Here is a 21,061-nt window from a genome sequence, read left to right as displayed (position 1 = left end):
CGCGGGGGCATCGCTAGCGGGCCGCCGCGGCGCGCTCGTACACGGCCCGCACGCCGTCGCCGAACAAGCTGCTGTACGAGGTCTTCTCGTCGCCGCCCCCGTCGCGGCCGCCGACCACCCCGATCAGGGTGTGCGCCTCGGTCAGCACCGGACCACCGCTCGTGCCGTCGGGTACGTCCGCGCAATCCAGCCGCAGTTGCGCGGGCCCCTCGGCGCGGGCGGTGTTGAAGCACTCCACCGGGTACTCGGTGGCGTTCGGATAGCCCACGACCCGGGCGGGTACGGGCAGTTCGGGCCCGAACCGGACCGTCTGGGCCCCGGTGGCGTCCTCCAGCCGCTCGCCGGGGTGCCCGGGGCGGCGCACGCGCAGGAAGGCCACGTCGTAGTCGGGGTCCTGATCCTCGGTCCAGCGGGGGTCGACGTCGATCCGGGTGGGCACCCAGACCCCGTACGGGGCCCCGCCGTCGCGGTAGCCGGGGGCGAAGACGAGGTTCGTACGGAACCCGAGGACCCCGCGGTACACGCAGTGGGCGGCGGTGGCGACGAGGTCGCCGCCGGGGGAGTGGACCACGCTCGCCGAGCAGTGGTGGTCCTGGTCGGCGTCCTCGCCGGGGGAGAACAGCGCCCCGATCGCGGGCTCCGCGGCGGCGGGCCGCGCGATCAGGGGGTCGGAGGGCCGCCAGCCGCCCGTGCCCTGCGTGCCCGTGTCCCGCGTGCCCGTGTCCCGCGTGCCCGTGTCCTGCGCGGCCGGGCCCGGACGGGGGACCTCCCGCGCCGGGCCCGCCAGTACGGCAGCCGCCGCGCGGTCGCCGGACGCGGCGTCCTGTACGTAGCTGCCCTCCGCGGGATCCCCGTCCGCCACGTACGCCGCCATGTCGTGCAGCTTCCACAGCAGCCCGGCGCACCCGATCAGCACGGCGCAGCCGACGCCGACGAGCAGGGTGACCCGTACGGCCCGCCCGCGAACCCTGGTGAACATGCCGTGCCACTCTCCGCCGGGAAACGCCGGTCGGCGTCCCGAGCGGCTCCCTGTTCGACGGACGGCGCGGCGGCGCCGGTTCCGGCTCGGAACGTGTCCGTCCTCACAACGGCGGCGCCCGGCCGGGGTACGTCATCCGCCGTCCTTCCGCCCTTCACCCGACTCGCCTAATCTCCGCGCGAGTTGAGACACGGGCGCATCGACTGGACGGACAGGAGCCGAAAGCATGAGATTGCGGAACCGGATGGCGGGCGCGGTGGCGGCGGGCCTCGCGGCCCTGACGGCGGCCCTCGTACTGGGCGCGGCCCCGGCGGGGGCGGCCCCGGCCAAGGCGGTACGGGCCGCCGCCGACCTGCCGTACGCGGGATCGACGGGCGTCGGCGTGCACAACGCGTACGAGAAGGCCAAGTACCCGTACTTCGCGGACGCCCTCGACTCGGGCGCGGCGATGCTGGAACTCGACGTGTGGACCAACTTCTTCGGCAGCTCCTGGCGGGTCTCGCACGACAACCCCTTCGGCAACGACAACAACTGCGAGAACGCCACCAGCCCCGCCCAGCTGCGCACCAAGTCCCGCAACCAGAACCTCGCGGGCTGCCTCTCCGACATCCGCAGCTGGCACGACGCCCACCCCGGGCACCGCCCGGTCGTCCTCAAGCTGGAACTCAAGGACGGTTTCGCCGCCAACCTGGGCCGCGGTCCGGCCGAGCTCGACGCGCTGCTGAACTCGAAGCTCGGCGACGCCGTGTACCGACCCGGCCAGCTCGCGGCCGGCCACCCCGACCTGGACACCGCGGCCCGGGCCGGCGCCTGGCCGAGCCGCGCCGCGATGGCCGGGAAGTTCCTGGTGGAGCTGATCCCGGGCACGCTGGAGGAGGGCAACGCGAACGACACGCTGTGGACCGACCGGGAGTACGCCCAGTACCTGCGCTCCCTCGCGGCCGCGGGGCGGCTCGGCCAGGCCGCCGCCTTCCCGGCCGTGCACCGGGCCGAGGCCGGCGACCCGCGGGCGCGGTACGCGGACGTGGCGCTCCGCCCCTGGTTCGTGGTCTTCGACGGGGACGCGAGCGCGTACGCGGGCGGCTCGATCGACACCGCCTGGTACGACCGCAACCACTACCTGCTGATCGCCACCGACGCCCAGGGCGTGGCGCCCGCCATCGACGGGGTGCATCCGACCGAGGCCCAGGCGCGGGACCGGGTCGCCCTGATGGCCGCCCACCACGCGTCCATCGCCTCGGCGGACTGGTACCCGCTGCCTTCGGTCCTGGCCACGGTGGTCCCGCGAGGCTAGTACCCTTATTGCGAACTATTCGCAATAAGGGTCGGGTGCAGGTGTGATGGCGGGTTCTCCGGTGGTGCTCGGCATCGAGTCCTCCTGCGACGAGACGGGCGCGGGCATCGTGCGGGGCGGCCGGCTCCTCGCGCACGTCGTCGCGTCGAGCATGGACGAGCACGCCCGCTTCGGCGGGGTCGTCCCCGAGATCGCGGCCCGCGCCCACCTGCACGCCTTCAACCCGGTGGTCCGCCAGGCCCTGGAGCAGGCCGGGCTGCGGGCCGACCAGCTCGACGCGGTGGCCGTCACCACCGGCCCCGGCCTCTCCGGCGCGCTCCAGGTCGGACTGGCCGGGGCCAAGACCCTCGCGTACGGGCTGGGCGTACCGCTGTACGGGGTCCACCACCTGGCCGGGCACGTGGCCGCCGACACCCTGGAGCACGGTCCGCTGCCCGAGCCCTGCGTGGTGCTGATCGTCTCCGGCGGCCACACCTCGCTGCTGCTCGTGCGGGACCTCGTGCGCGAGCCGATCCTGCACCTCGGGGACACGCTGGACGACGCGGCGGGGGAGTGCTTCGACAAGGTGGCCCGGGTGTTCGGCCTGCCGTACCCGGGCGGGCCGGCCATCGACCGGGCGGCGCGGGGCGGCGACCCGAAGGCGGTCCCGTTCCCGCGTCCGCTGACCGGCGGGCCGCGCGGGGAGGACCCGTACGCGTACTCCTTCTCCTTCTCGGGGCTGAAGACGGCCGCCGCCCGCTGGGCCGAGGGCCACCGGCAGCGCGGAGAGCGGCTGCCGGTCGCGGACGGGGCGGCCTCGCTCCAGGAGGCGGTGGCCGACGTGCTGACCCGCAAGGCGGTCGCCGCCTGCCGGGAGCACGGCGTGAGGACGCTGGTGGTGGTCGGCGGGGTGGCGGCCAACTCGCGCGTGCGGGCCCTGGCGGAGCGGCGCTGCGCCTCGGCGGGGATCGAACTGCGGGTGCCGCCGATGACGCTCTGCACGGACAACGGTGCGATGATCGCGGCGATCGGAGACCTCCTCGTCCGCGCGGACGCGCCCCCGGCCCCGCTCACCCTCACGATCGACCCGTCCGCCCCGCTGGAGTACGCGGCCCTCCAGCCGGTGGCCTGACGGCACGGCACGGCCCGGGCGGGCCGTTGCCGCTCCGGGGCGCCGTCGTTGGGCAGTCCCGAAGGCGTGATCACGGGACCCGCGAAGGGACGTACGACGTGGACAGGGACATCGACGAAGTGAAGACGGTGCACCTCACCGACGAGGTGTACGCGTACCTGGTCGCCCAGGCCGAGCCGCGGAGCGGCGTGCAGGAGGAGCTCGTCGAGCGGACCCGCGCACTCGGCCGCGAGGCGCAGATGCAGGTTCCGCACGAGCAGGGGGTGTTCCTGACCCTGATGGGCAAGATGCTCGGCGCCCGCCGGATCGTCGAGGTCGGCACGTTCACCGGCTATTCGACGCTGGCCCTGGCAGCGGGCCTGGTCCCCGGCGGGCGGGTCCTGACCTGCGACGTCTCCGAGGAGTGGACGTCGATCGCCCAGGAGGCCTGGAAGGCGGCCGGGGTCGGGGACCGGATCGAGCTGGTGGTCGCCCCGGCGCTCGAGACGCTCCGCGCGCTCCCGCAGGAGCCGGTGATCGACCTGGTGTTCCTGGACGCCGACAAGCAGGGCTACCGCGCGTACTGGGACGAGCTCGTGCCGCGCCTGCGGCCCGGCGGGGTGATCCTCGCCGACAACGTCCTGTACGGGGGAGAGGCGGTGGACGCCGGCGCCGAGGGGAACGCCCTGGCCATCCGGGAGTTCAACGCGTACGTGCGCGGCGACGAGCGCATGGAGTCCGTGATGCTCCCGATCGCGGACGGGCTCACCCTCGCGCGGAGGCGCTGAGGGACGATCGGGCATCCTGGGGCTCAACCGCAGACAGAGGAGCCCCAGTTGTCCGACCCGAGCACCGGCACGCGCACGTCCGGGCACCGCCGCCACATCGACTTCGACCGCCTGCACAACTTCCGCGACCTGGGCGGCTACCGCTCGGCCGACGGCCGTACGGTGGCCTGGGGCGCGCTGTACCGGTCCGATTCCCTGGGCAAACTCGCCGGGGCCGCGGCCGGGGCCGACTGGGAGCGCTTCCTCGGCCTCGGCATACGTACGGTCATCGACCTGCGCTACCCCTGGGAGATCGAGGCCAAGGGCCGCATCCCCGAGCCGGAGCGGTTCACGTACGCCAACCTCAGCATCGAGCACCGCCCGTACGACCAGGCCGCGATCGACCCCGGCATCGACCCCTGGCGGTACCTCGCCGACCGGTTCGCCGAGGTGACCGAGGACGGTGTCGACGAGATCCGCCAGGCCGTCGAGCTCATCGCGGCCGGCCCCGGTCCGACGGTCTTCCACTGCACCTCCGGCAAGGACCGCACCGGCCTCATCGCCGCGTTCGTGCTGACCCTCCTCGGCGTGTCCGAGGAGGAGATCCTGGCCGATTTCGCGCTGACCGAGCTGGCCACCGCCCGCCTCACGGCGGACTGGCACGCCGCCAACCCGGGGCGCGTCATGCGCTGGCCCTCGTACGGACGCGCCCCGGCGGAGATCCTGTCCCTCGTCCTGGCCGACCTGGCCACGCGCTACGGCTCCCCGGCCGGGTACCTCGCCACGCGCGTCGGGATCACGCCCGCGACGGAGGCCCGGCTCAGGGACCGCCTGCTGCGCTGACCGGCGCCTCGGAAACCTGAAACCCGCCAACTCTGGCCACATCCTTGCCAGTTGTCGGGGGCATCCCAACAATGCTCATGACAACCGGAGGATCTTCGGTTGCATCGTCATCAGAGGGGAACCCCCACATGCGCAAGCCTCTCGTCGGCGCCGTGCTGTCGCTGCTCCTGACAGGAGTGGCGGCAGCACCGGCCGTGGCGTCAACACCCCAGCACGAGGCGGCGGCCGTCACCGTGAACTACGCGGGTACGGTCGCGCTCAGCAACTGCTCCGGCTCCGTCGTCCGCGTCCCCGGCTCGCAGCCGAACGACCCCGCGCTCGTCCTCTCCAACGGGCACTGCATCGAGACCGGCTTCCCCGGGCCGGGCGAGGTCGTCAAGGACCAGTCCTCCAGCCGCTCGTTCTCGCTGCTGAACGCGTCGGGCTCGCGCGTGGCGACGCTGCGGGCGAGCAAGATCGCGTACGCGACGATGACCGACACGGACATATCGATCTACCAGCTGACCAAGACGTACGCGCAGATCCAGAGCCAGTACGGCATCTCCGCGCTCACCCTGAACGACGCCCGCCCGGTGCAGGGCACGGCGATCAAGGTCGTCTCGGGCTACTGGAAGCGGATCTACAGCTGCAACGTGGACGGGTTCGCGTACCGCCTCAAGGAGGGTGACTGGACCTGGAAGGACTCGGTCCGCTACACCTCGTCCTGCAACACGATCGGCGGCACCTCGGGCTCCCCGGTGATCGACACGACGACGGGCAAGGTCGTCGCGGTCAACAACACGGGCAACGAGGACGGGCAGCGCTGCACGGAGAACAACCCGTGCGAGGTGGACGAGACCGGCAAGGTCACCGTCCGCCAGGGCATCAACTACGCCCAGGAGACGTACATCATCGTCCCGTGCATCGGCGCGGGCAGCAAGATCGACCTGACCCGCGCGGGCTGCACCCTGCCGAAGCCGTAGCGCACGGGGCCGCCCGCCCCCGGCGGGGCGGGCGGCCGCCTGTACGCGAAACCGACGGGGAGCGGGCCAGACTGGCCCCATCGAAGTCGACCGGAGGCCGAACGCATGAAGAACCACACGGTGATCGCCACCCGCCGCCTGGAAGCGGTCGCACGGGACGGCGGGACCTTCCCGGTCACCCTCCAGCTCGGAGCCCCGTACCCCGATCCGGACCCGGCCGGCGACTGGATCTGCCCGTGCGGGCTCGAAGGCCTGTCCGAGACCACGTACGAGATCCACGGGGTGGACGGGATCCAGGCCCTGGCCCTGGCCGCGGAAGTCCTGGGCAGCCGGCTGACCGAGGCCGCGCAGGCCCGCGGTCTGACCTTCGCCTGGGGCGGGGAAAGCGGCCTGAGCGCGGCCGAGGTCCTGCTCCGGCCGCATACGGCGGGTCGCTGACACCGGCCGTGACGGATGTGCCAGCGTGGACGGGGTGCATGCCGCCCACGACGCCCTCACGCCCTTCCTGCACGGCGACATCCCGTACCTGGAGAAGGCCCTGCGGACCATCGGGGTCTACGTACTGATCCTGGCGCTGCTCCGGATCGTCGGCAAGCGTCAGCTGGCGCAGCTCAGCAGCTTCGACCTGGTGGTCATGCTGCTGCTGGCCAACGTCGTGCAGAACGCCGTGATCGGCCCGGACGACTCGGTCCTCGGTGCGGCCTTCGGCGCCGCCGTCCTGCTCGGGGTGAACACCGTGGTGGTCAGGGCGGCAGCCCGCCACGAATGGCTGGGCCGCCTTCTGGAGGGCACCCCCACGACCCTGGCCCGTGACGGCCACTGGCTCACCTCGGTGATCCGCCGCAACGGCCTGCGCCGCGCCGACCTGGACGCGGCGGTCCGCCACCAGGGCGGCGACGACGTCACGGAAACCACGGAGGTCACCCTGGAACCGGGCGGAGCCCTCGTGGTCCAGCTGGCGGAACCCAACCAGTCGGCGGACAAGTCCGACATCGCGGCCCTCAAGGCCGCCCTGGCCGCCCTCGACGAGAAAGTGGACGCTCTGCGCGGCCGGTCCCCGTAGCCGGTGTTCGGCGGCAGTCCCCACCGGGCATCTTCCTGGCACGACCGCGCAGAAGCGGTCGAGGCGCGTCGTCCTGTGTCGTTCCGTGTCGTCCATTCGGGTCGAAGAGTCAACTCCCGTACAGGTGACGGGAGTCCGGCTTTCGATTCGGCGCCCGCGCCCCCTACGATTTACCTGGCTCCGCGGCGCCGACGCATGGGGGTGCAGGGCGACGTTCGCGGGCCGGGAGGGGGAGAGGCTGTGACGAAAGGCGGACGCGTCCGGTCCTGGCGGCTGCCGGAATCGATCCCGGCGGTCGTGGCCGGGGGGCTCGGCGCGCTGCTGGTCGGCGTGACGATCGGGCTGTTCACGCAACCGGCGGCGCTGGTCGGCAGTGGCGGCTACCTCTACGCCACGGGGCTCCTGCTCGCCGTCGGCCTGTACGGATCCACGTACTCGATCGATCTCGGCGCCCTGCGCTCGGACCTGTCCGCGGTGGTGGCGGCCGTCACGCTGGGCGTCGTGCTGAAGGCGTCCCTCATTGCGGGCGTGATGGTGCTGACGTTCGACCGGCCCGAGTACCTGGTGCTCGGCATCGCGGTGGCCCAGATCGATCCGCTGTCGGTCGCGGCGCTCGGCAAGGGCGACCGCATGTCGCCGCGCGCCCGGTCGCTGCTCTCGGCGTGGGCCTCGTTCGACGATCCGATGACGGTGGTGCTGACCCTGTACGTCGCGGCCTACGCCTACACGGCCGCGGGGCACGAGGGAGCGCCGGCCGTCGCGGGCGGCGGGACCGGCGGCTACGTCAGGGGCCTGGGCCTCAACGCCGCGCTGCTCGCCGGAGTCCTGTTGCTGTGGTGGGCCGGACGCAGGGCGCTGCGGGCGCTCGCGGGTCCGCGGGCGGCGGCCGCGGCGCTCGCGGGCACGCCGGCGGGCCGGCGCGCCGGGGCGGCGCTCACGGGAGCGCTGGTGGTGGCGATGATCGCGGTCGCCGCGTCCGGCATGCTGATGCCCGCGGTGGCGCTGGCCGGTCTGGTGGTCCGTACGGGGGCGTTCGACAAGGTCGTCGACCGGGCCGTCGCCGTGGCCTATCCGGCCGCGTTCCTGGCGCTCGGCCTGTTCCTGGCCCAGGGCGTGTCGCTCCTGCCCGGACTGGTCCTCGGCGCGGCCGCGTTCGGCGCCCAGGCGGCGGTCGCCCTGGGCGTCATGCCCCTGTTCGTACGGGGACTGGAGCGGCGGGACCGGATCGGACTCGGACTGGGGCAGCAGAACGGCATCACGGCCGTCCTCATCGCCCTCGCCCTGGAACGCGACTTCCCCGGCACGGTCTCGATCGTCGGCCCCGCCGTCCTGGTCGTCAACCTGCTGCACGGCACCTCACAGGCGCTGCTCGCCCATCCGCCGTGGCCGTGGCGGCGACAGGGCGGGCCGGAACGCGGCACGGGTGGGGAGCGTCCCTCCGAGGGGGCGGCGCGGAAGTCGCTGGCCAAGGGGCGGTCGCCCGCCTGACGTCCGCAGCGGCCGCCGCGGCGGTGCGGGCGTCGGTGGCGATGGCGCCTGCGGGGCCCGGGGAACGAGTCGAGGAACCGGTACGGGGCAGTGGCCGGAGGGGGAAGGTGCACATGAGGCGGAGAACGCGGCACGGCCGCAAGGGGCTCGGGACCGCCGCCGTGGGCCTCGTGCTGCTGGCGGCCGCCCCGGCGTTCGCCGCTCCCGGCGGATCCAAGGAGCGCGACGTCCAGCTCGTGTACTGCCTCGACACCTCGCACCGGGCGGAGCTCTTCACGGCCGCCGCACGCCTGGGCCTCCTGCAGCCCGCGGCGTCGGCCCCGGTCTCGGTCATGGCCACGGACTCCGTGATGCCCACGGCCTCCGTCGGGAGCATGACGCCGCAGGCGTGGTCCGTGCGCCGGCGGGACGATTTCGCCCGGGCCTGTTCGGCGCTGATGGGGGCGGCCTCCGACGGTCCGGGGGCCGCCGCCGAGGAGAAGAAGGAGGGAGACGGCTGGCTGCAGACCTTCCTGACCTCGCTCCCCCTCCTCGCGGTGGGCTCCCTGCTCACCCTCGGCGGGCAGTCGTGGGAGCGAGTCTCAGCCGAACGCCGCCTGCTGAAACAGCAGTTGGAGAGTGGCAGGACGTCCTTCCGGGCGGCTGCCCGGGAGTACCTCAGGAACTACGAGGAAGATCCGGCGGCGGACCACACGGCGGTGCTGACCGCGCGCGAGGCGCTGGGCGCGGCCCTCGCCCAGGTCACCGCGGACCGCGCGCGGCGGGCGCGGGCCCACCGGCTCGCGGACGAACTGCCGCTCGCCGGGCCGCTGCCCGAGTTCGCCGCCGGCCGACGGCTCGGAACCGACGCGCGCGCCCGGCAGGCACAGGAGGCACGGCTGTCCGTGGACCGTAAGCTGAGCGCCGTGTCGGATCTCAACCGGCGCGGGCTCTACTGGAGATGGCGTACCGCACGCGAGCGGCCGGCTCGCACGACCCCGGGAGCGTCCGCATGACGGTGCCTCCGCAGCACAACCCGTACAGCGTGCGCGTACCGAAGAAGAGGCAGGCCCTGCGCAACGCCGAGTCCCCGCCCCGGGTCGACTACCCGCTGGTGCCCTGGAGCGAGACGAGCCACAGCGAGCAGTGGGTGGACGTCGATCACGCCAAGGCGCAGGTGGACACCTTCCGCAAGTGGCTGGAGAGGCTCCCGGACGTGGTCGACAGCGGGGTGAACTACGGCTCGCTGGTGGTCGTGACGGGCCCGATCGGCATGGGCAAGACCACCCTCATCCACCGGTGCGTCCACGAGGCGCAGGAGCACATCGAACGGATGGACCCGGATCCGCCCCTGAAGCAGGTCGTCGCGATGACGGCCGGCTACGACAACATCGGCGACGTCATCAGCCTCGACGACAACGGCCGGTTCGCCACCGTTCCGGCCATCAACGCCGGCATCGTGAAGCAGGTCGTCGGCGAACTGCGCACGAAGCTCACCCACGTCGACACGGGCATTTCCAAATGGTCCCCGGGCGAGGCCTTCGAAGCGATCAGCGAACTCCTGGAACAGCAGGACGCGCTGCTCTTCGTCATCGTGCCGCACATTGCCTGGAAGGACCCCGGCGTGCGCAGCGAGTTCCTCCTGACCTGCCTGAAACATGCGCGGAGCCGGATCATCCTCTTCGCCGAGATCAGCCACGGGGCGACCGACCGGGCCAAGGAGGTGGTCAAGGAGGTGGTCAGGCATCCCGCGGTCACGCACCTTGAGCTCGGCCACCTGAAGGGGGACGACAGGGTGGCGTTCAGCCAGGCGGCCCGTTCGGGCCACCCCGACCCGGACGCGACGCTCCTGACCGACTGGGAGCCCGCCGACGTGAGGGAGCTGCGGCTGGTCTACCACGCCGCGGCCGAACACCAGATACGCGCGGGCGAACCGGTCCGGATCACGGCCCGCGAGCTGAGCCACCAGGCGGAGCGGCTCAGACGCGAGGCGAGGGAGAACCTGCTCGGCGCGCTCGCCGAAGACTCCCCGCCCGAGCCCTCCCCGCCCGACCCCTCCCCGCCCGGCCACTCCCCGGCCGAAGACACCCCGCTCGGGAGGCCCGCCCCGCCGGCGGGCCCGTGACTCCCTCCCGCGTCCCCACCCGCCCGCCGCTCGGATCGCCGTCACCGGAAACACGAGGAGTGCCCGCCGTGGCCCCAGACAGTGGAGACATCTGGCACAGCAACCCCTTCCCCCTGAGTCCGGTCGTGCGCCTCGGCCCGTCGGCCGACCTCGGAAACGTGCCGGTCGAGGCGGCGGACTCCGGCAACGCGACGGTCGGGACGCCGACCACCGTCGAGCTCACCGGGCTGGTCGACGACTACCTCGGCAGCCGCCCGACCGGCGGCCGGCGCGGCAGGGTGATCGCCCTGGTGGGTGAGTTCGGTCTGGGCAAGAGCCATGCGCTGCGCAAGGTGTACGCCGATCTGAGCCGGCTCTCGGACCCCCTGGCCATGTGGATCATGGACGAGCCGGTGCAGGACATGGGGCGGATGTACCGGGACCGGTTGCGCGGCCCCGGTGACACGCCCCAGGGGAAGCGCGCCTTCGAGGAACTGGTGCGGAACTACTACGCGTACGCGACGGCCAACCGCGTCGACACACAGGGCAGCGATCCGCGGCTGGGCCCGCTCGGCGAGATCGCGGCGGGGCTCCGGGGCGGCAGCCTCGACCCGGACAAGGTCGTGTCGGCACTGCGCTACGACCCCGAGGTGATCCACGCGGACCTGCGCCGCACGCTGGGCGAGGTCACCGAGCACCGCCGCTTCGCCACCGCGCTGGCACTGCTCCAGGATCCGTCGTTCAACAGGATGGTGTGGGACTGGCTGAACGGCGGCGAGCCCGCCGAGCCGCTGCGGGAGCGGGGCATCACCGAGGCCATCGGGCCCGCGGCGGGGCAGGGCGGCCACGAGGACGCCGCGGGCATCGACCGGGTGTTCGACACACTGGCGGTGCAGGCCGTCCTGCACGGCCGGGTCGGCAAGCCGTACGCGCTCCTGATCGACTCTCTGGAGAAGGTGCTCGAATGGCGTGACGAGCACCGGCGCACGTTCATGGACGCCTTCGAACGGCTCGTCAACATCTACGCGAGCCGCGGCGGCCTGCTGGTCTTCTGCGTCTCTCCCGGCGGGCTGGGGGAGCTCCGGCAGAGCGTGCACGAGCGGCTGGTGCAGCTGTGGCCGAGCGGATTCGACGAAGGGCTCACCGCCGAGCTGGTCGCCGCATACGTCCACGCCGGCCGGGGCGGGAGCGGCGCGCCCCGCGCGGTGGCGCCCGACGGGTCGGCCGGCCCCTTCGACGCGGAGGCCGTGCGCCTGTTGCACGAGCTGACGGACGGGGTGCCCCGCGAGGTCCTCAAGACCTGCCGCCAGGCCTGGCAGCTCGTCGAGGACGAGGACCGGCGCGAGGGCGGCGGGGGCGCGGTACGGGACGTGCCGGCCGCCAGGGTGCTGCAGGCGGTGCGCGATCTGCACGAGGGGGTCGCCCGGCGTCAGGTCGAGACGGACGTGCGCAAGGCCCTGGACATCGGCCAGTGGCGGATCGCCTCGCGCGATCCGGTCCCGGCCCGGCTGTCGGCCCCGCCGGGAGGCCGTGAGGAGGTGCTGCACTGGCTCTCTCCCGCGCCGAACGCCTACCTCGCGGTGATCCTCACCCGCTCCGTCCTCGTCGCCGACGACGCCGAACGGATCGCCGCCCAGGTGCACGGCCTGCGCAGTGCGGTGCGTCCGGGGCGGTGCGAGGTGCTGCTCGTGGTCAACGGCCACGTTTCGCAGGCCATGCAGGACCGTCTCGGGCGCTCGATCGGGTCCCGGCCGCTGGTGTACCGGCAGGGCGGCTTCGCCGAGAGGGCGGACCAGGCGCTGCGGAAGCTGGACGGGCGGCTCGCGGACGGGCGCCGGGAGGAGGGCCTGGTCCAGCTCGGCGAGCGGATGCGCCGCGACCTGGAGCAGCAGACCGCAGAACTCGCCGAACTGCGCCGGGCGATGGACTCGTGGACGCCTGAGCCCCGCGCGCGGTCCGCGGCGCCCACCGCCGGCGAACGGCGCGCCCCGTCGCCGGGAGCACCGGCGTCGGTGCTCGTCGAGGACCCGTCCGGGGCGGAGCCGGCCGCCCTGGATCTGCCGGGACCGGTACGGCGCCGGTTCCAGGAGGCCCTCGCGGTGCTCGACACGGTCACCCGGCGCGTCGCCGGCACGGCCGTGAAACGGCGTACCACGGCGACGGCGGCGGAGCTCGGCGTGCTCGGCTGCGCCACTCTGGTCCGCGCGCTCACCGAGAACTTCCGCGGCGCGGTGGCCGCTTGGCACCGCGCCGCCGTGCCCGGTGCGCCGACCGAGCGCCAGTGGGGCGAACTGCGCAGGATCTGCCGGGAGTACGAGAGCGCGGTCGAGATCCTTCCGGTGCACCTGCTGGGCAGCCCCGGCCCCCCTCACCCGCTGACCGCGGCCCGAACGGTCGAGGTGCTCGCGGAGGAGGTGTGGGGCACGCTCAGCGCGGCGGCGCCGTGAGCCCCCGTACCGCGCCCGCGAGTCGCTGCAACTGCGCGTCGGCATTGGCCACTTGGGTCTGGTCGAGGGTGACACCGACGAGGAACTCGCGGGACGAGGTCCAGACGAGGTAGATCGCGCCCTCCTGTACGTCCAGGACCAGCCGCTCCACGGCCGGACGGTCCGCCCGTGCCGGGGCGACGAGGCCCAGGGCGTCGGCGAGGCGTATCAGATGGCCGCGCAGGCTCCTGGAGAGCTCCCGGTAGGCGGTGCGCCGCGTGCGGACGCTGACGCCGAGGAACTTCGGCCCGAGGTCGTCCGATTCGAAGACGTCGCCCGCGCACACCAGGGTCCAGTCGCGGTAGTAGGCGGCGTACTGGAGGTCGTTGGTGTTCAGGTGGCCGAGCCACAGGGCGCGCAGCCGCTCCTCGTAGGCGGGCTCGGGCGTGGCGGCCGTACCGAAGTCGACGCGCAGCCTGGTGCGTCCCTCGTCGACGCGGGAGAGAACGGGCCTGGCCGCCGGGTCTCCGCCGGGCAGCTCGTCGGGCAGCCGGTGCACCTCCGTACGGATCCGGGTGACCAGCGCGTTCATGGCCGTGTCCATGGCGTCGGTGCCCTCGGCCGAGTCGGTGACCGCGGCCAGGTACTCGCCCGGCTTCACGCGCCCGCCCCACAGGCAGCCCTCCCCGTTGGCGACGACGGTGCGCATCAGCTCTCCGGTGCCGAGCGGCTGCAGGAGCACTCCGACGTCCTGGGTGGAGAGCAGCAGTCGGCTGCCGGGCAGCGACTCCTCGTCCCGTTCGTCGCCGAGGTCGCCGACCATGGCGCCGAGGGGGCGCCGGTCGGTGCGGCAGACGACGAAGTCGAGGATGCCGTTGCCGAAGTGGGACAGCGATCTGATCCCCGGGGTCGAGGAGACCGCCTCGTCGCACAACGAGGTTATCCGGCCGAGCCGTTCGGGAGCCCAGTGGTGCTCCGTCAGCGTCTGGGTGCCATGCGGTGCGGGGGCTGCCACGTGCACGTCGCCTTTCGGTGGATGACCGGTGTCCTCGGGGTCCTGCTGATTCGTACTGGTTCCTGCCGGCTCCTACAGGTTGCTACAGGTCCCGTCGAAGTCCTACAGGCCCGGCAGCTCCAGATCGATGTCGAAGCCCGACTGCGGGACCGGGCGCGGGTCGCCCGGCGCGGTCAGGCGGGCGTGGTGGGCCTTCACGCGCCGGCCGTCCGGGCGGTGGGCGACGCCCAGGTCGCGGAGGCGGGTCAGGGCGGTGCCGGCGAGTTCGGCGGCCTCCTGCGCATGCCCCGCCGCGGCCAGGGTGGCGGCGAGGGAGTTCTCGGCGGCGGCCACCCACGGGTGTGCCTGACCGAGTTTGAAGGTGAGCCGGGTGAGGGCGTGCCGGCCGGTCGCCTCCGCGGAGGCCAGGTCTCCCGTCGCCCGCAGGTAGACGCCGTGGCGGACGTCGCTGAGCGCCGTGTACGGGTGCGTCACGCCGAACCGCTCGGCCAGCGAGGTGCCGCACAGCCGCGCCTGGAGCTCCGCCTCGTCCGCCTTGCCGAGGGCGTGCAGGTCGGCCGCGTAGCTGAACTGGCAGCGCAGGGTGTCGATCCGGTCGGCGCCGAAGCGGCTGACGTACAGCTTTAGGGCGCGCAGATCGCGCTCGTGGGCCATCTCGTACCCGTAGCGCGGGTCCTTGGCGGCGGGGAAGCCGTCGGCGAGGCGGCGCTCGCTGACGGCGAGGCCGACCTCCGTCCTCAGCCGCGCCCCGTCCCAGACGTCGCCGTGCCGGCGCAGCCGCTGCCGCAGCAGGTCCCGGGCCTCGCCGTCACGTCCCATGGCCCGGTACAGGTAGGCGAGCAGGTCCGCCTCGGCCCAGGCGGCCGGGTCGCCCTTGCCCTTGACGGCCTGCTGGTAGCGGAAGCGCTCCTGGACCCGGCCGAGGGCGGCGGCGACGCGCCCCGTGAGCGCCTCGTTCAGGGCCAGGTTGTGCTCGACCTGGAGGGTGGCGGGGTGCTGCCGCCCGAGCAGCAGGGTGAGCCCTTCCACGGAGGGTCTGAGTTCCGTCAGGGCGTCCTGGAACCGGCCGAGGGCCCGCAGGGTCGCGGCGTGCGAGTCGGCCGAGAGCAGGGTGCGGGGGTGGACGAGGCCGAGGAGCCTGCGGTGGCCGCGCAGGGCTTCCCGGGAGAACACGCGGGACTTGTCGTACGCACCGGCGAGCCGGTGGGCGCGGGCGGTGAGGTTGAGCAGGCGCAGGTACTCGGGCGTGGGCTCGTCGCCGTCGGTCCACCACGCCTCGCGGGCCTTGTCGGCGATGTCGAGCAGACGGGCGAGGTCGGTGCTCTCGGCGCGCGCACCGAGAGCCTGCAGGTGTCGCAGCAGTGAGCGGCGTACGCGCGGCCGGTCGTCCTCCCACAGCCTGAGCGAGTACACCTCGCGCGCCCAGTCGGGGGGCAGGTCCTCGTCCTGCCGTACGTACTCGGCCAGTACGCCGCGCAGCACGGACTCGATGCGCTCCCGGGCCCGGTCCTCCATGCCGTCGCGGATCAGGTCGCGCAGCGCGTGGTGCTGCGTCAGGGGCTGGTCCCTGCGGTCGAACTCGACGTTGAGCAGGCCGACCTGGGCGAGCGCCCAGAGGGCCACGCTCACCATGTGCTCGTCGGGCAGCTGGACCTGGTCGGGATGGCGGACGCCGCCGTCGCCGTCGGGGGGCACCGGTCCGGCGGAGTCGTCGCGGGACAGCTCGGACAGGATGCGGCGCGAGCGGAGCAGTTCCAGGCCCATCCCGCGCCCGGTGAGCAGGGAGGCGGCCTGGAGCAGCCAGTCCAGCGCGTCGGCGGCGGGACGCTCGGTGCGCCAGGCGGCGGCGCCCGGCGTGAACCGGGCGAACCGCCGGGCGACGTGCACCATGACGGCGAGGGAGGACACCGCTCCGGTCGCGCTCTCGCCGAGGAGCCCGGTCTTGCCGGCCCGGTACTCGGCGAGGAGGTCCGCGACGGCCGCGCGGGCGGCAGCTTCCGGCGCCATGTGGTCCTCGCGCCGGTGGGAGGCGGCCCGCTCGGCCAGGCAGCGGGCGGCCAATTGCAGGGGGAGCGGGACGAAGTCGACGACCGCGGCGATCTGCCGGGCCTGGTCGGCGGTGAGCTCCGGCAGCCGCTCGCCCAGCAGGTCGCCGCTCTCCTCCCGGGTCATGGCCGGCATGGCGCAGGACGTCAGGAACGGCGGGCGCGTGTCCCCGGGCGGCTCCTGCGCCGGCCGGACGCGGCTGGTGATCAGCACGTGGCCCCGCTCGTGCGGGATGGGGAGCAGCCCGTTCAGTTCGGCGGGGTCCGTCGCCCCGTCGTAGACGATCAGCCAGCTGTTCTCGCCGTCGGGGCGCGAAAGGCGTTCGAGGAGCGGGGAGACGTCCCCGTCGGCGGCCACGGCCGCGAGCCGGTCCTCGGCCGTACCGAGGCGTCCCGCGAGCCGCACCAGGCTCCTGCGCAGGCGCTGCGGGTCCCAGGAGCGCACCCACCACACCACGTCGTACCCGGGACCGTGGCGATGGCACAGCTCGCGGGCGGTCTCGCTCTTGCCCCAGCCGCTGGGGCCGTGCAGCACCAGGGCCGCGCCGTCGCGGCCGGCCTCCCGCAGCGTCTCGTCGAGGGAGGCGAGCAGGTCGTCGCGGTCGGTGAAACCGCCCCTGCGCGAGGTGACGTTGGTGATCTCGGGCAGCCGGGGGAAGCGGGCGCCGGGGGCGCCCTCGCGGGGCTGCCCGGAGCCCAGGCCGAGGCCGGAGTAGAGGATCCGCAGGGCCTCGTCCTCGGTGGTGTCGCGCAGGTCGATGCGCTCGTGGTGCGCGGCCTCGGCGTTCGGGAAGGGCGCGTCGACCAGGACGATGCGCACGTCGGTGTGGGAGAGCGCGCCGATCTGGGCGAGGAGGGCGTCGTCGGCGTCGCCCGGGGACAGGAAGAGCAGGGCCGTTCCGGTCTCGGGACGCTCCCCCGTGTAGGTGTCGACCCTGCGCAGTTCGGTGCGGACGCCGCGTTCGCCGAGCCGGTCCCGCAGCCAGGCCGCCCAGGCGACGTGCCGCCCGGAGTGGACGACGGTGGCGTCGGTGAGCCGGGCCTCGCGGCGGGCGCGGAGCCAGTCGGCGAGCTGCGCGTAGGACGGGCGCAGGCCCACGACGCTGCCCGCGTCCTCGGTCTCGACGGCGAGGCTGCGGCTGTCCATGTAGAGGGGGTTGTACGGGATCTCCAGGAAGGGGTACTCGCCCGCGCCGCGGGCCTGGGCGAGCGCCGAGAACTTGCGGCGCACCCGCTCGCGCCCCTCGCGCAGCCGGTCGTGCACCCCGATGTCGCTCTTGAGCCCGAGGGTGAGCAGCCGTACGGGCCGGTCGCCGCGGCGGCCGACGAGCTCCTCGGCGAGGGCCGCGGCTCCGTCGATGGACCAGGCCGTGAGGGCGAAGCAGATCACGAGGGCGTCGGCGAACTCCACCAGCCTGCCCGGTGCCTCGTCGCCGGGAGCGGCCGGGACGGGCGCCTCGATCAGGACGTGGTCGTAGCGCGTCGCGACGGGGTCGTCGAAGAGGGCGGTGAGTTCGCGCGGGGCGGCCCGCCCCACCGCGGCGACCTGCCCGGCCTCCGGTGCGGGCACCGCGACTCCGTCCCCCGGGGCGCCGGGGCGGCCGTCCACGAGCAGCACGCTGCGATTGCCCTCGGCGAGGATGTCCGCCGCGTTGCGCAGGGTGGTGCTCAGCCCGAGGTTCTCGGACGTGGTGTAGAAGACGGCGAACGAACCCGCGCGGCGCTGGGGGTTGACGTCTGGCATGACCTCTCCACTCGGCGAGGTGACAGCGGATGACGATGGACATAACGGGCATGCTGGGGTGCAAGTATAGGGGCCGTCCCCCCTCGTTCCCCGTCGGACGCCCGTGGCGTCCGCAGGACGCGGAAGCTCCGGAACGCGGTCGGCCGCACCGGGCCGCGACCGGTCACAGGCTCTCCGAGAACCCGGTGACGAAGGGATCGCCCGCCGTGTCGTGCACCCGGCGCAGGAGGGCTCCCAGTACCGAGTCGGGGAGCGCGGCCACCTCCTCGGGCGAGAGCCCGGCGATGTCCAGGACGACGGACTCCGCATCGGACGCTGCATCGGACTCCGCATCGGGCCCCGCGGCGGCCGGCTCGGCGCCCTCGGCGTCATCGGTCACGATGTCCACTCCCGGAGGTCGCTGCGGACCGGCGAACCGGTGTCCTTCCCAGGGTAGCGCCGCCACTCGCCCCCGCGGCAACCGCCGAACGCGCCGGAACTGCGCCAACTCCGCCCCTTGTGCCACCCGTTGGCTCGTTCGTGATGTTGACGCTCGGCGCACCGCAACCGAATACTGGACGAACGGAGTGCGCACGTACCGATGCGCGACCGATCGGCGCACGCTTTCGGGGGGGAGCGGATGAGTCGACCGTCACTGCGCCCGGGCCGCCCGCCCTGGCCGGGCGCCGCCGACGTGCTGACGCGTGAGGCGGCCGGCTGGGTCCCGTACCCGTTCCACTCCTTCGTCCTCAAGGTGCACAGCCGGTGCGACCTGGCCTGCGACTACTGCTACATGTACCGCTCGCACGACCAGAGCTGGCGCACGCAGCCGCGCACCATGGCGCCGGCCACCCTCGCGCGGACGGCCGAGCGGATCGCCGAGCACCTGGCCGCGCACGGACTGACGGAGGCCGGCGTCGTCCTGCACGGCGGTGAACCCCTCCTCGCCGGAGACGAGGCGCTCGCCCGCACCGCCGCGGTGCTGCGCGCCACGGTCGGCACGGGCGTGCGGCTCCACCTGGCCCTGCAGACCAACGGCGTGCGGCTGACCGGGGAACGGCTCGACCTCTGCGCGGAGCTGGGCATCCGCATCGGCGTGAGCACCGACGGCGGGCGCACCGCCCACGACCGGCACCGCCGCGGCGCCGACGGGCGCGGCAGCCACGCCCGGGTCCAGGCCGCACTGCACCTGCTCGGCACCGACCGCTACCGGCCGCTGTTCGCCGCGCTGCTGTGCACGATCGACCTGCGCAACGACCCCGTGCGGACCTACGAGGAACTCCTCGTCCACCGCCCGCCCGCCGTCGACTTCCTGCTGCCGCTCGGCAATTGGCACACCCCGCCGCCCGGAGTGGACCCCGCCGGACGCCGCACCCCGTACGCCGACTGGCTGTGGGCCGTCTTCGAGCGCTGGTACGACGCCCCCGCGCGCGAGACCGGCGTCCGCCTCCTCGACGACCTCATGGCGCTCCTGCTCGGCGCCGCCCCGCAGACGGAGGCCCTCGGGCTCGCCCCGGTGCGCTACGCGGTGGTCGAGACGGACGGCTCCCTCTCCCAGGACGACACCCTGCGCACCGCGTACCAGGGAGCGGCGCGCACCGGGCTCGACGTATGGCGCCACGCCCTGGACGAACTGCTGCGCCATCCCGGGATCGCCGCCCGCCAGTGGGGCGCCGACGGGCTGTGCTCCACCTGCCGCGCCTGCCCGCTGCACACCGTGTGCGGCGGCGGCCACTACGCGAACCGCTACCGCCACGACACCGGCTTCGCCAACCCGAGCGTGTACTGCGCCGACCTGACGGCGCTGATCGGGCGGGTACGAGGGCGGCTGGCCGCAGACGTGCGGGGCCTGGCCTGCGCCCGTCCGGCGCCGGCGGAGGCGGTATGACACCGTCGCCGCACCGTCTGTCCGGCGAACTGTTCGACGCGATCGCCGCGGGCGGCGGCGGAGCGGAGGCCATGCGCCTGCTCGCCCGCGCCGAGCACAGCCGGCGTCTCGCGTGCCTGTACGCGATCCGCACCGCCGCCCGGGAGTCCGGAGGTGCGGTGGCCCGGACGGTGGAGAGCGCCTGGGAGCTGCTGGAAACGGCCCACCGGGCGGACCCCGGCGCCGTGACGGCCGTCCTGACGCACCCGGCGGCGGGTCCCGCGCTCGTCGGCCTGCTCGCGCGCCTGAGGCGCCGGCCCGACGGAGCCGGCGCCCCGGCGCACCTGCTCACGGCGCTCGCCGCCGCGGCGGCGGTGCGCGCCCGGGTGCCCGCCCGCGTGCGCTGGCCGCTGACGGGGCCGGACCCCTGGGCGGCGCTGCCCTCGCTCGGCCGGGCCCACTTCCCCGGCGCCCGTCCCGGGGACCACGTGGAACTGCGCGTGGGGACCGCGGGAGGGGCCTCGATCGCGATCCCGGACGCGCCGGTCCCGCGGGCCCCGGTGCCGGTGGCCGGCGATCCGTACCGCAGCGGCGGGCGCTGGCGGGGGGCGCGGCTGCTGGCCGCCTTCGACACGGGCGCCGCCCTCGCCCTCGACGTCCTCGACCCGCCGTCCTTCCCGGCGGCCGCGGCGCGCGCGGTCCACCCCGACGCCGATGAGGCACTCCGCTGGGAGGCGGTGGCCCGGGCGGGCTGCGCGCTGCTGCGCGCCGACCACCCCCGGACCTACGCGGAACTGGCCGCCTGTCCCTGGCTCCTGGTGCCCCTGCGCGCCCCGGCCGGGGGCATCGTCAGCGGCAGCAGTGCGGAGACCTTCGGCTCCATGGCGCTGTCGCTGCCGCCGAACGGCTCCGTCCTCGCGGTGACGATGGCCCACGAGGCGCAGCACAACAAGTTCGCGGCCCTGCTGCACCTCTTCGACCTCTTCGAGGAGGCACGGCAGGGCCCCGAGGAGCGGTACTACGCGCCCTGGCGTCCCGACCCCCGCCCACTGGTCGGCCTCTTCCACGGGGCGTACGCACACCTGGCGGTCGCCCAGTTCTGGGGCAGGCGGGGCGAGACGGAGCGGGATCCGGCACTGCGGGCCCTCGCGCACACCCGCTTCGCCCGCTGGCGCTCCGGGGCCCGGGAGGCGACGGCCGTGATCCTGGACTCCGGCCGGCTCACCCCGCTCGGCCTGCGGTTCGCCGGCCGGATGCTGGAGACCCTCGACGGCCTGTGCCGCGTCCCCCTGCCGGCGTCGGCGGTACGAGGCGCCGAGACGGCCGCGCGGGAACACCTGGCGGCATGGCGCGACGCGGCGGGAAGCACACCGGCGCCCACGGCCGGTCGCGCCTCCTGAAGGCGGTGCAGGGGCC

Annotated in this window: 17 protein-coding genes; 13 read left to right on the top strand and 4 right to left on the bottom strand. The window is 74.1% G+C overall.

What is annotated here, in order from left to right; all coding sequences use genetic code 11:
* Nucleotides 1-13: 13 nt before the first annotated feature.
* Nucleotides 14-979 carry a trypsin-like serine peptidase gene (locus ACFYXV_RS09155; protein ID WP_389382436.1) on the bottom strand — a complete coding sequence of 322 codons (966 nt, stop codon included), beginning with the start codon at nucleotides 977-979 and terminating at the stop codon, nucleotides 14-16.
* A 226-nt stretch (nucleotides 980-1,205) separates the two neighbouring features.
* Here ACFYXV_RS09155 and ACFYXV_RS09150 point away from each other — a divergent pair, with 226 nt between their 5' ends.
* The 11 genes from ACFYXV_RS09150 (at nucleotide 1,206) to ACFYXV_RS09100 (ending at nucleotide 13,016) form a co-directional block, all read left to right on the top strand.
* Nucleotides 1,206-2,273 carry a phosphatidylinositol-specific phospholipase C domain-containing protein gene (locus tag ACFYXV_RS09150; RefSeq protein WP_385466964.1) on the top strand — a complete coding sequence of 356 codons (1,068 nt, stop codon included), beginning with the start codon at nucleotides 1,206-1,208 and terminating at the stop codon, nucleotides 2,271-2,273.
* A 46-nt stretch (nucleotides 2,274-2,319) separates the two neighbouring features.
* Nucleotides 2,320-3,384, top strand: coding sequence for a tRNA (adenosine(37)-N6)-threonylcarbamoyltransferase complex transferase subunit TsaD (gene tsaD / locus ACFYXV_RS09145; RefSeq protein WP_385466967.1), 1,065 nt, complete (start codon nucleotides 2,320-2,322; stop codon nucleotides 3,382-3,384).
* Between the two features lie 110 nt (nucleotides 3,385-3,494).
* Nucleotides 3,495-4,151: an O-methyltransferase gene (locus ACFYXV_RS09140; RefSeq protein WP_389382478.1), complete on the top strand. Its 657-nt coding sequence runs from the start codon at nucleotides 3,495-3,497 to the stop codon at nucleotides 4,149-4,151.
* A 48-nt stretch (nucleotides 4,152-4,199) separates the two neighbouring features.
* Complete coding sequence (locus ACFYXV_RS09135; RefSeq protein ID WP_389382435.1) at nucleotides 4,200-4,973, top strand: tyrosine-protein phosphatase; 774 nt, start codon at nucleotides 4,200-4,202, stop codon at nucleotides 4,971-4,973.
* A gap of 128 nt (nucleotides 4,974-5,101) precedes the next feature.
* Complete coding sequence (locus tag ACFYXV_RS09130; protein WP_385466976.1) at nucleotides 5,102-5,935, top strand: serine protease; 834 nt, start codon at nucleotides 5,102-5,104, stop codon at nucleotides 5,933-5,935.
* A 105-nt stretch (nucleotides 5,936-6,040) separates the two neighbouring features.
* Nucleotides 6,041-6,373, top strand: coding sequence for a DUF6968 family protein (locus tag ACFYXV_RS09125; RefSeq protein WP_383343797.1), 333 nt, complete (start codon nucleotides 6,041-6,043; stop codon nucleotides 6,371-6,373).
* A gap of 25 nt (nucleotides 6,374-6,398) precedes the next feature.
* On the top strand, nucleotides 6,399-6,998 hold the full coding sequence (locus ACFYXV_RS09120) for a DUF421 domain-containing protein (protein WP_383494418.1): 600 nt from the start codon (nucleotides 6,399-6,401) through the stop codon (nucleotides 6,996-6,998).
* A 240-nt stretch (nucleotides 6,999-7,238) separates the two neighbouring features.
* The gene (locus ACFYXV_RS09115; RefSeq protein WP_389382434.1) at nucleotides 7,239-8,486 is read left to right on the top strand and encodes a hypothetical protein; all 1,248 of its coding nucleotides are present in this window, start codon (nucleotides 7,239-7,241) and stop codon (nucleotides 8,484-8,486) included.
* A gap of 113 nt (nucleotides 8,487-8,599) precedes the next feature.
* Nucleotides 8,600-9,481: a hypothetical protein gene (locus tag ACFYXV_RS09110; protein WP_389382433.1), complete on the top strand. Its 882-nt coding sequence runs from the start codon at nucleotides 8,600-8,602 to the stop codon at nucleotides 9,479-9,481.
* Nucleotides 9,478-10,590 carry a hypothetical protein gene (locus tag ACFYXV_RS09105; protein WP_389382432.1) on the top strand — a complete coding sequence of 371 codons (1,113 nt, stop codon included), beginning with the start codon at nucleotides 9,478-9,480 and terminating at the stop codon, nucleotides 10,588-10,590. Before ACFYXV_RS09110 ends, ACFYXV_RS09105 begins: the two co-directional genes overlap by 4 nt.
* 68 nt (nucleotides 10,591-10,658) lie before the next feature.
* The gene (locus ACFYXV_RS09100) at nucleotides 10,659-13,016 is read left to right on the top strand and encodes a hypothetical protein (RefSeq protein ID WP_389382431.1); all 2,358 of its coding nucleotides are present in this window, start codon (nucleotides 10,659-10,661) and stop codon (nucleotides 13,014-13,016) included.
* Here ACFYXV_RS09100 and ACFYXV_RS09095 read toward each other — a convergent pair.
* The 3 genes from ACFYXV_RS09095 to fxsA all read right to left on the bottom strand — a co-directional run bounded on the left by ACFYXV_RS09095 (nucleotide 12,997) and on the right by fxsA (nucleotide 18,178).
* The gene (locus ACFYXV_RS09095) at nucleotides 12,997-14,010 is read right to left on the bottom strand and encodes a hypothetical protein (RefSeq protein WP_389382430.1); all 1,014 of its coding nucleotides are present in this window, start codon (nucleotides 14,008-14,010) and stop codon (nucleotides 12,997-12,999) included. The two genes, ACFYXV_RS09100 and ACFYXV_RS09095, sit on opposite strands and share 20 nt — an antisense overlap.
* A gap of 102 nt (nucleotides 14,011-14,112) precedes the next feature.
* Complete coding sequence (gene fxsT / locus ACFYXV_RS09090) at nucleotides 14,113-17,799, bottom strand: FxSxx-COOH system tetratricopeptide repeat protein (RefSeq protein WP_389382428.1); 3,687 nt, start codon at nucleotides 17,797-17,799, stop codon at nucleotides 14,113-14,115.
* A gap of 163 nt (nucleotides 17,800-17,962) precedes the next feature.
* Entirely contained in the window at nucleotides 17,963-18,178 is a 216-nt protein-coding gene (fxsA, locus tag ACFYXV_RS09085) for an FxSxx-COOH cyclophane-containing RiPP peptide (RefSeq protein ID WP_385466999.1), read from the bottom strand.
* A gap of 240 nt (nucleotides 18,179-18,418) precedes the next feature.
* On the opposite strand from fxsA, the gene ACFYXV_RS09080 reads away from it, so the two are divergent.
* Together ACFYXV_RS09080 and ACFYXV_RS09075 are read left to right on the top strand one after the other, a co-directional pair.
* Nucleotides 18,419-19,666 (top strand): FxsB family cyclophane-forming radical SAM/SPASM peptide maturase, encoded by a 1,248-nt coding sequence (locus ACFYXV_RS09080; RefSeq protein ID WP_385467002.1) that lies wholly within the window; start codon nucleotides 18,419-18,421, stop codon nucleotides 19,664-19,666.
* Nucleotides 19,663-21,045, top strand: coding sequence for an aKG-HExxH-type peptide beta-hydroxylase (locus ACFYXV_RS09075; protein ID WP_389382427.1), 1,383 nt, complete (start codon nucleotides 19,663-19,665; stop codon nucleotides 21,043-21,045). Before ACFYXV_RS09080 ends, ACFYXV_RS09075 begins: the two co-directional genes overlap by 4 nt.
* Nucleotides 21,046-21,061: the final 16 nt, after the last annotated feature.

This window comes from Streptomyces sp. NPDC002181 (genome assembly GCF_042890485.1).
In the GTDB taxonomy this organism is placed as follows: Bacteria; Actinomycetota; Actinomycetes; order Streptomycetales; family Streptomycetaceae; genus Streptomyces.
Note: the sequence above shows the minus strand (reverse complement) of the source record. Positions and strands in the feature narration are given on the sequence as shown.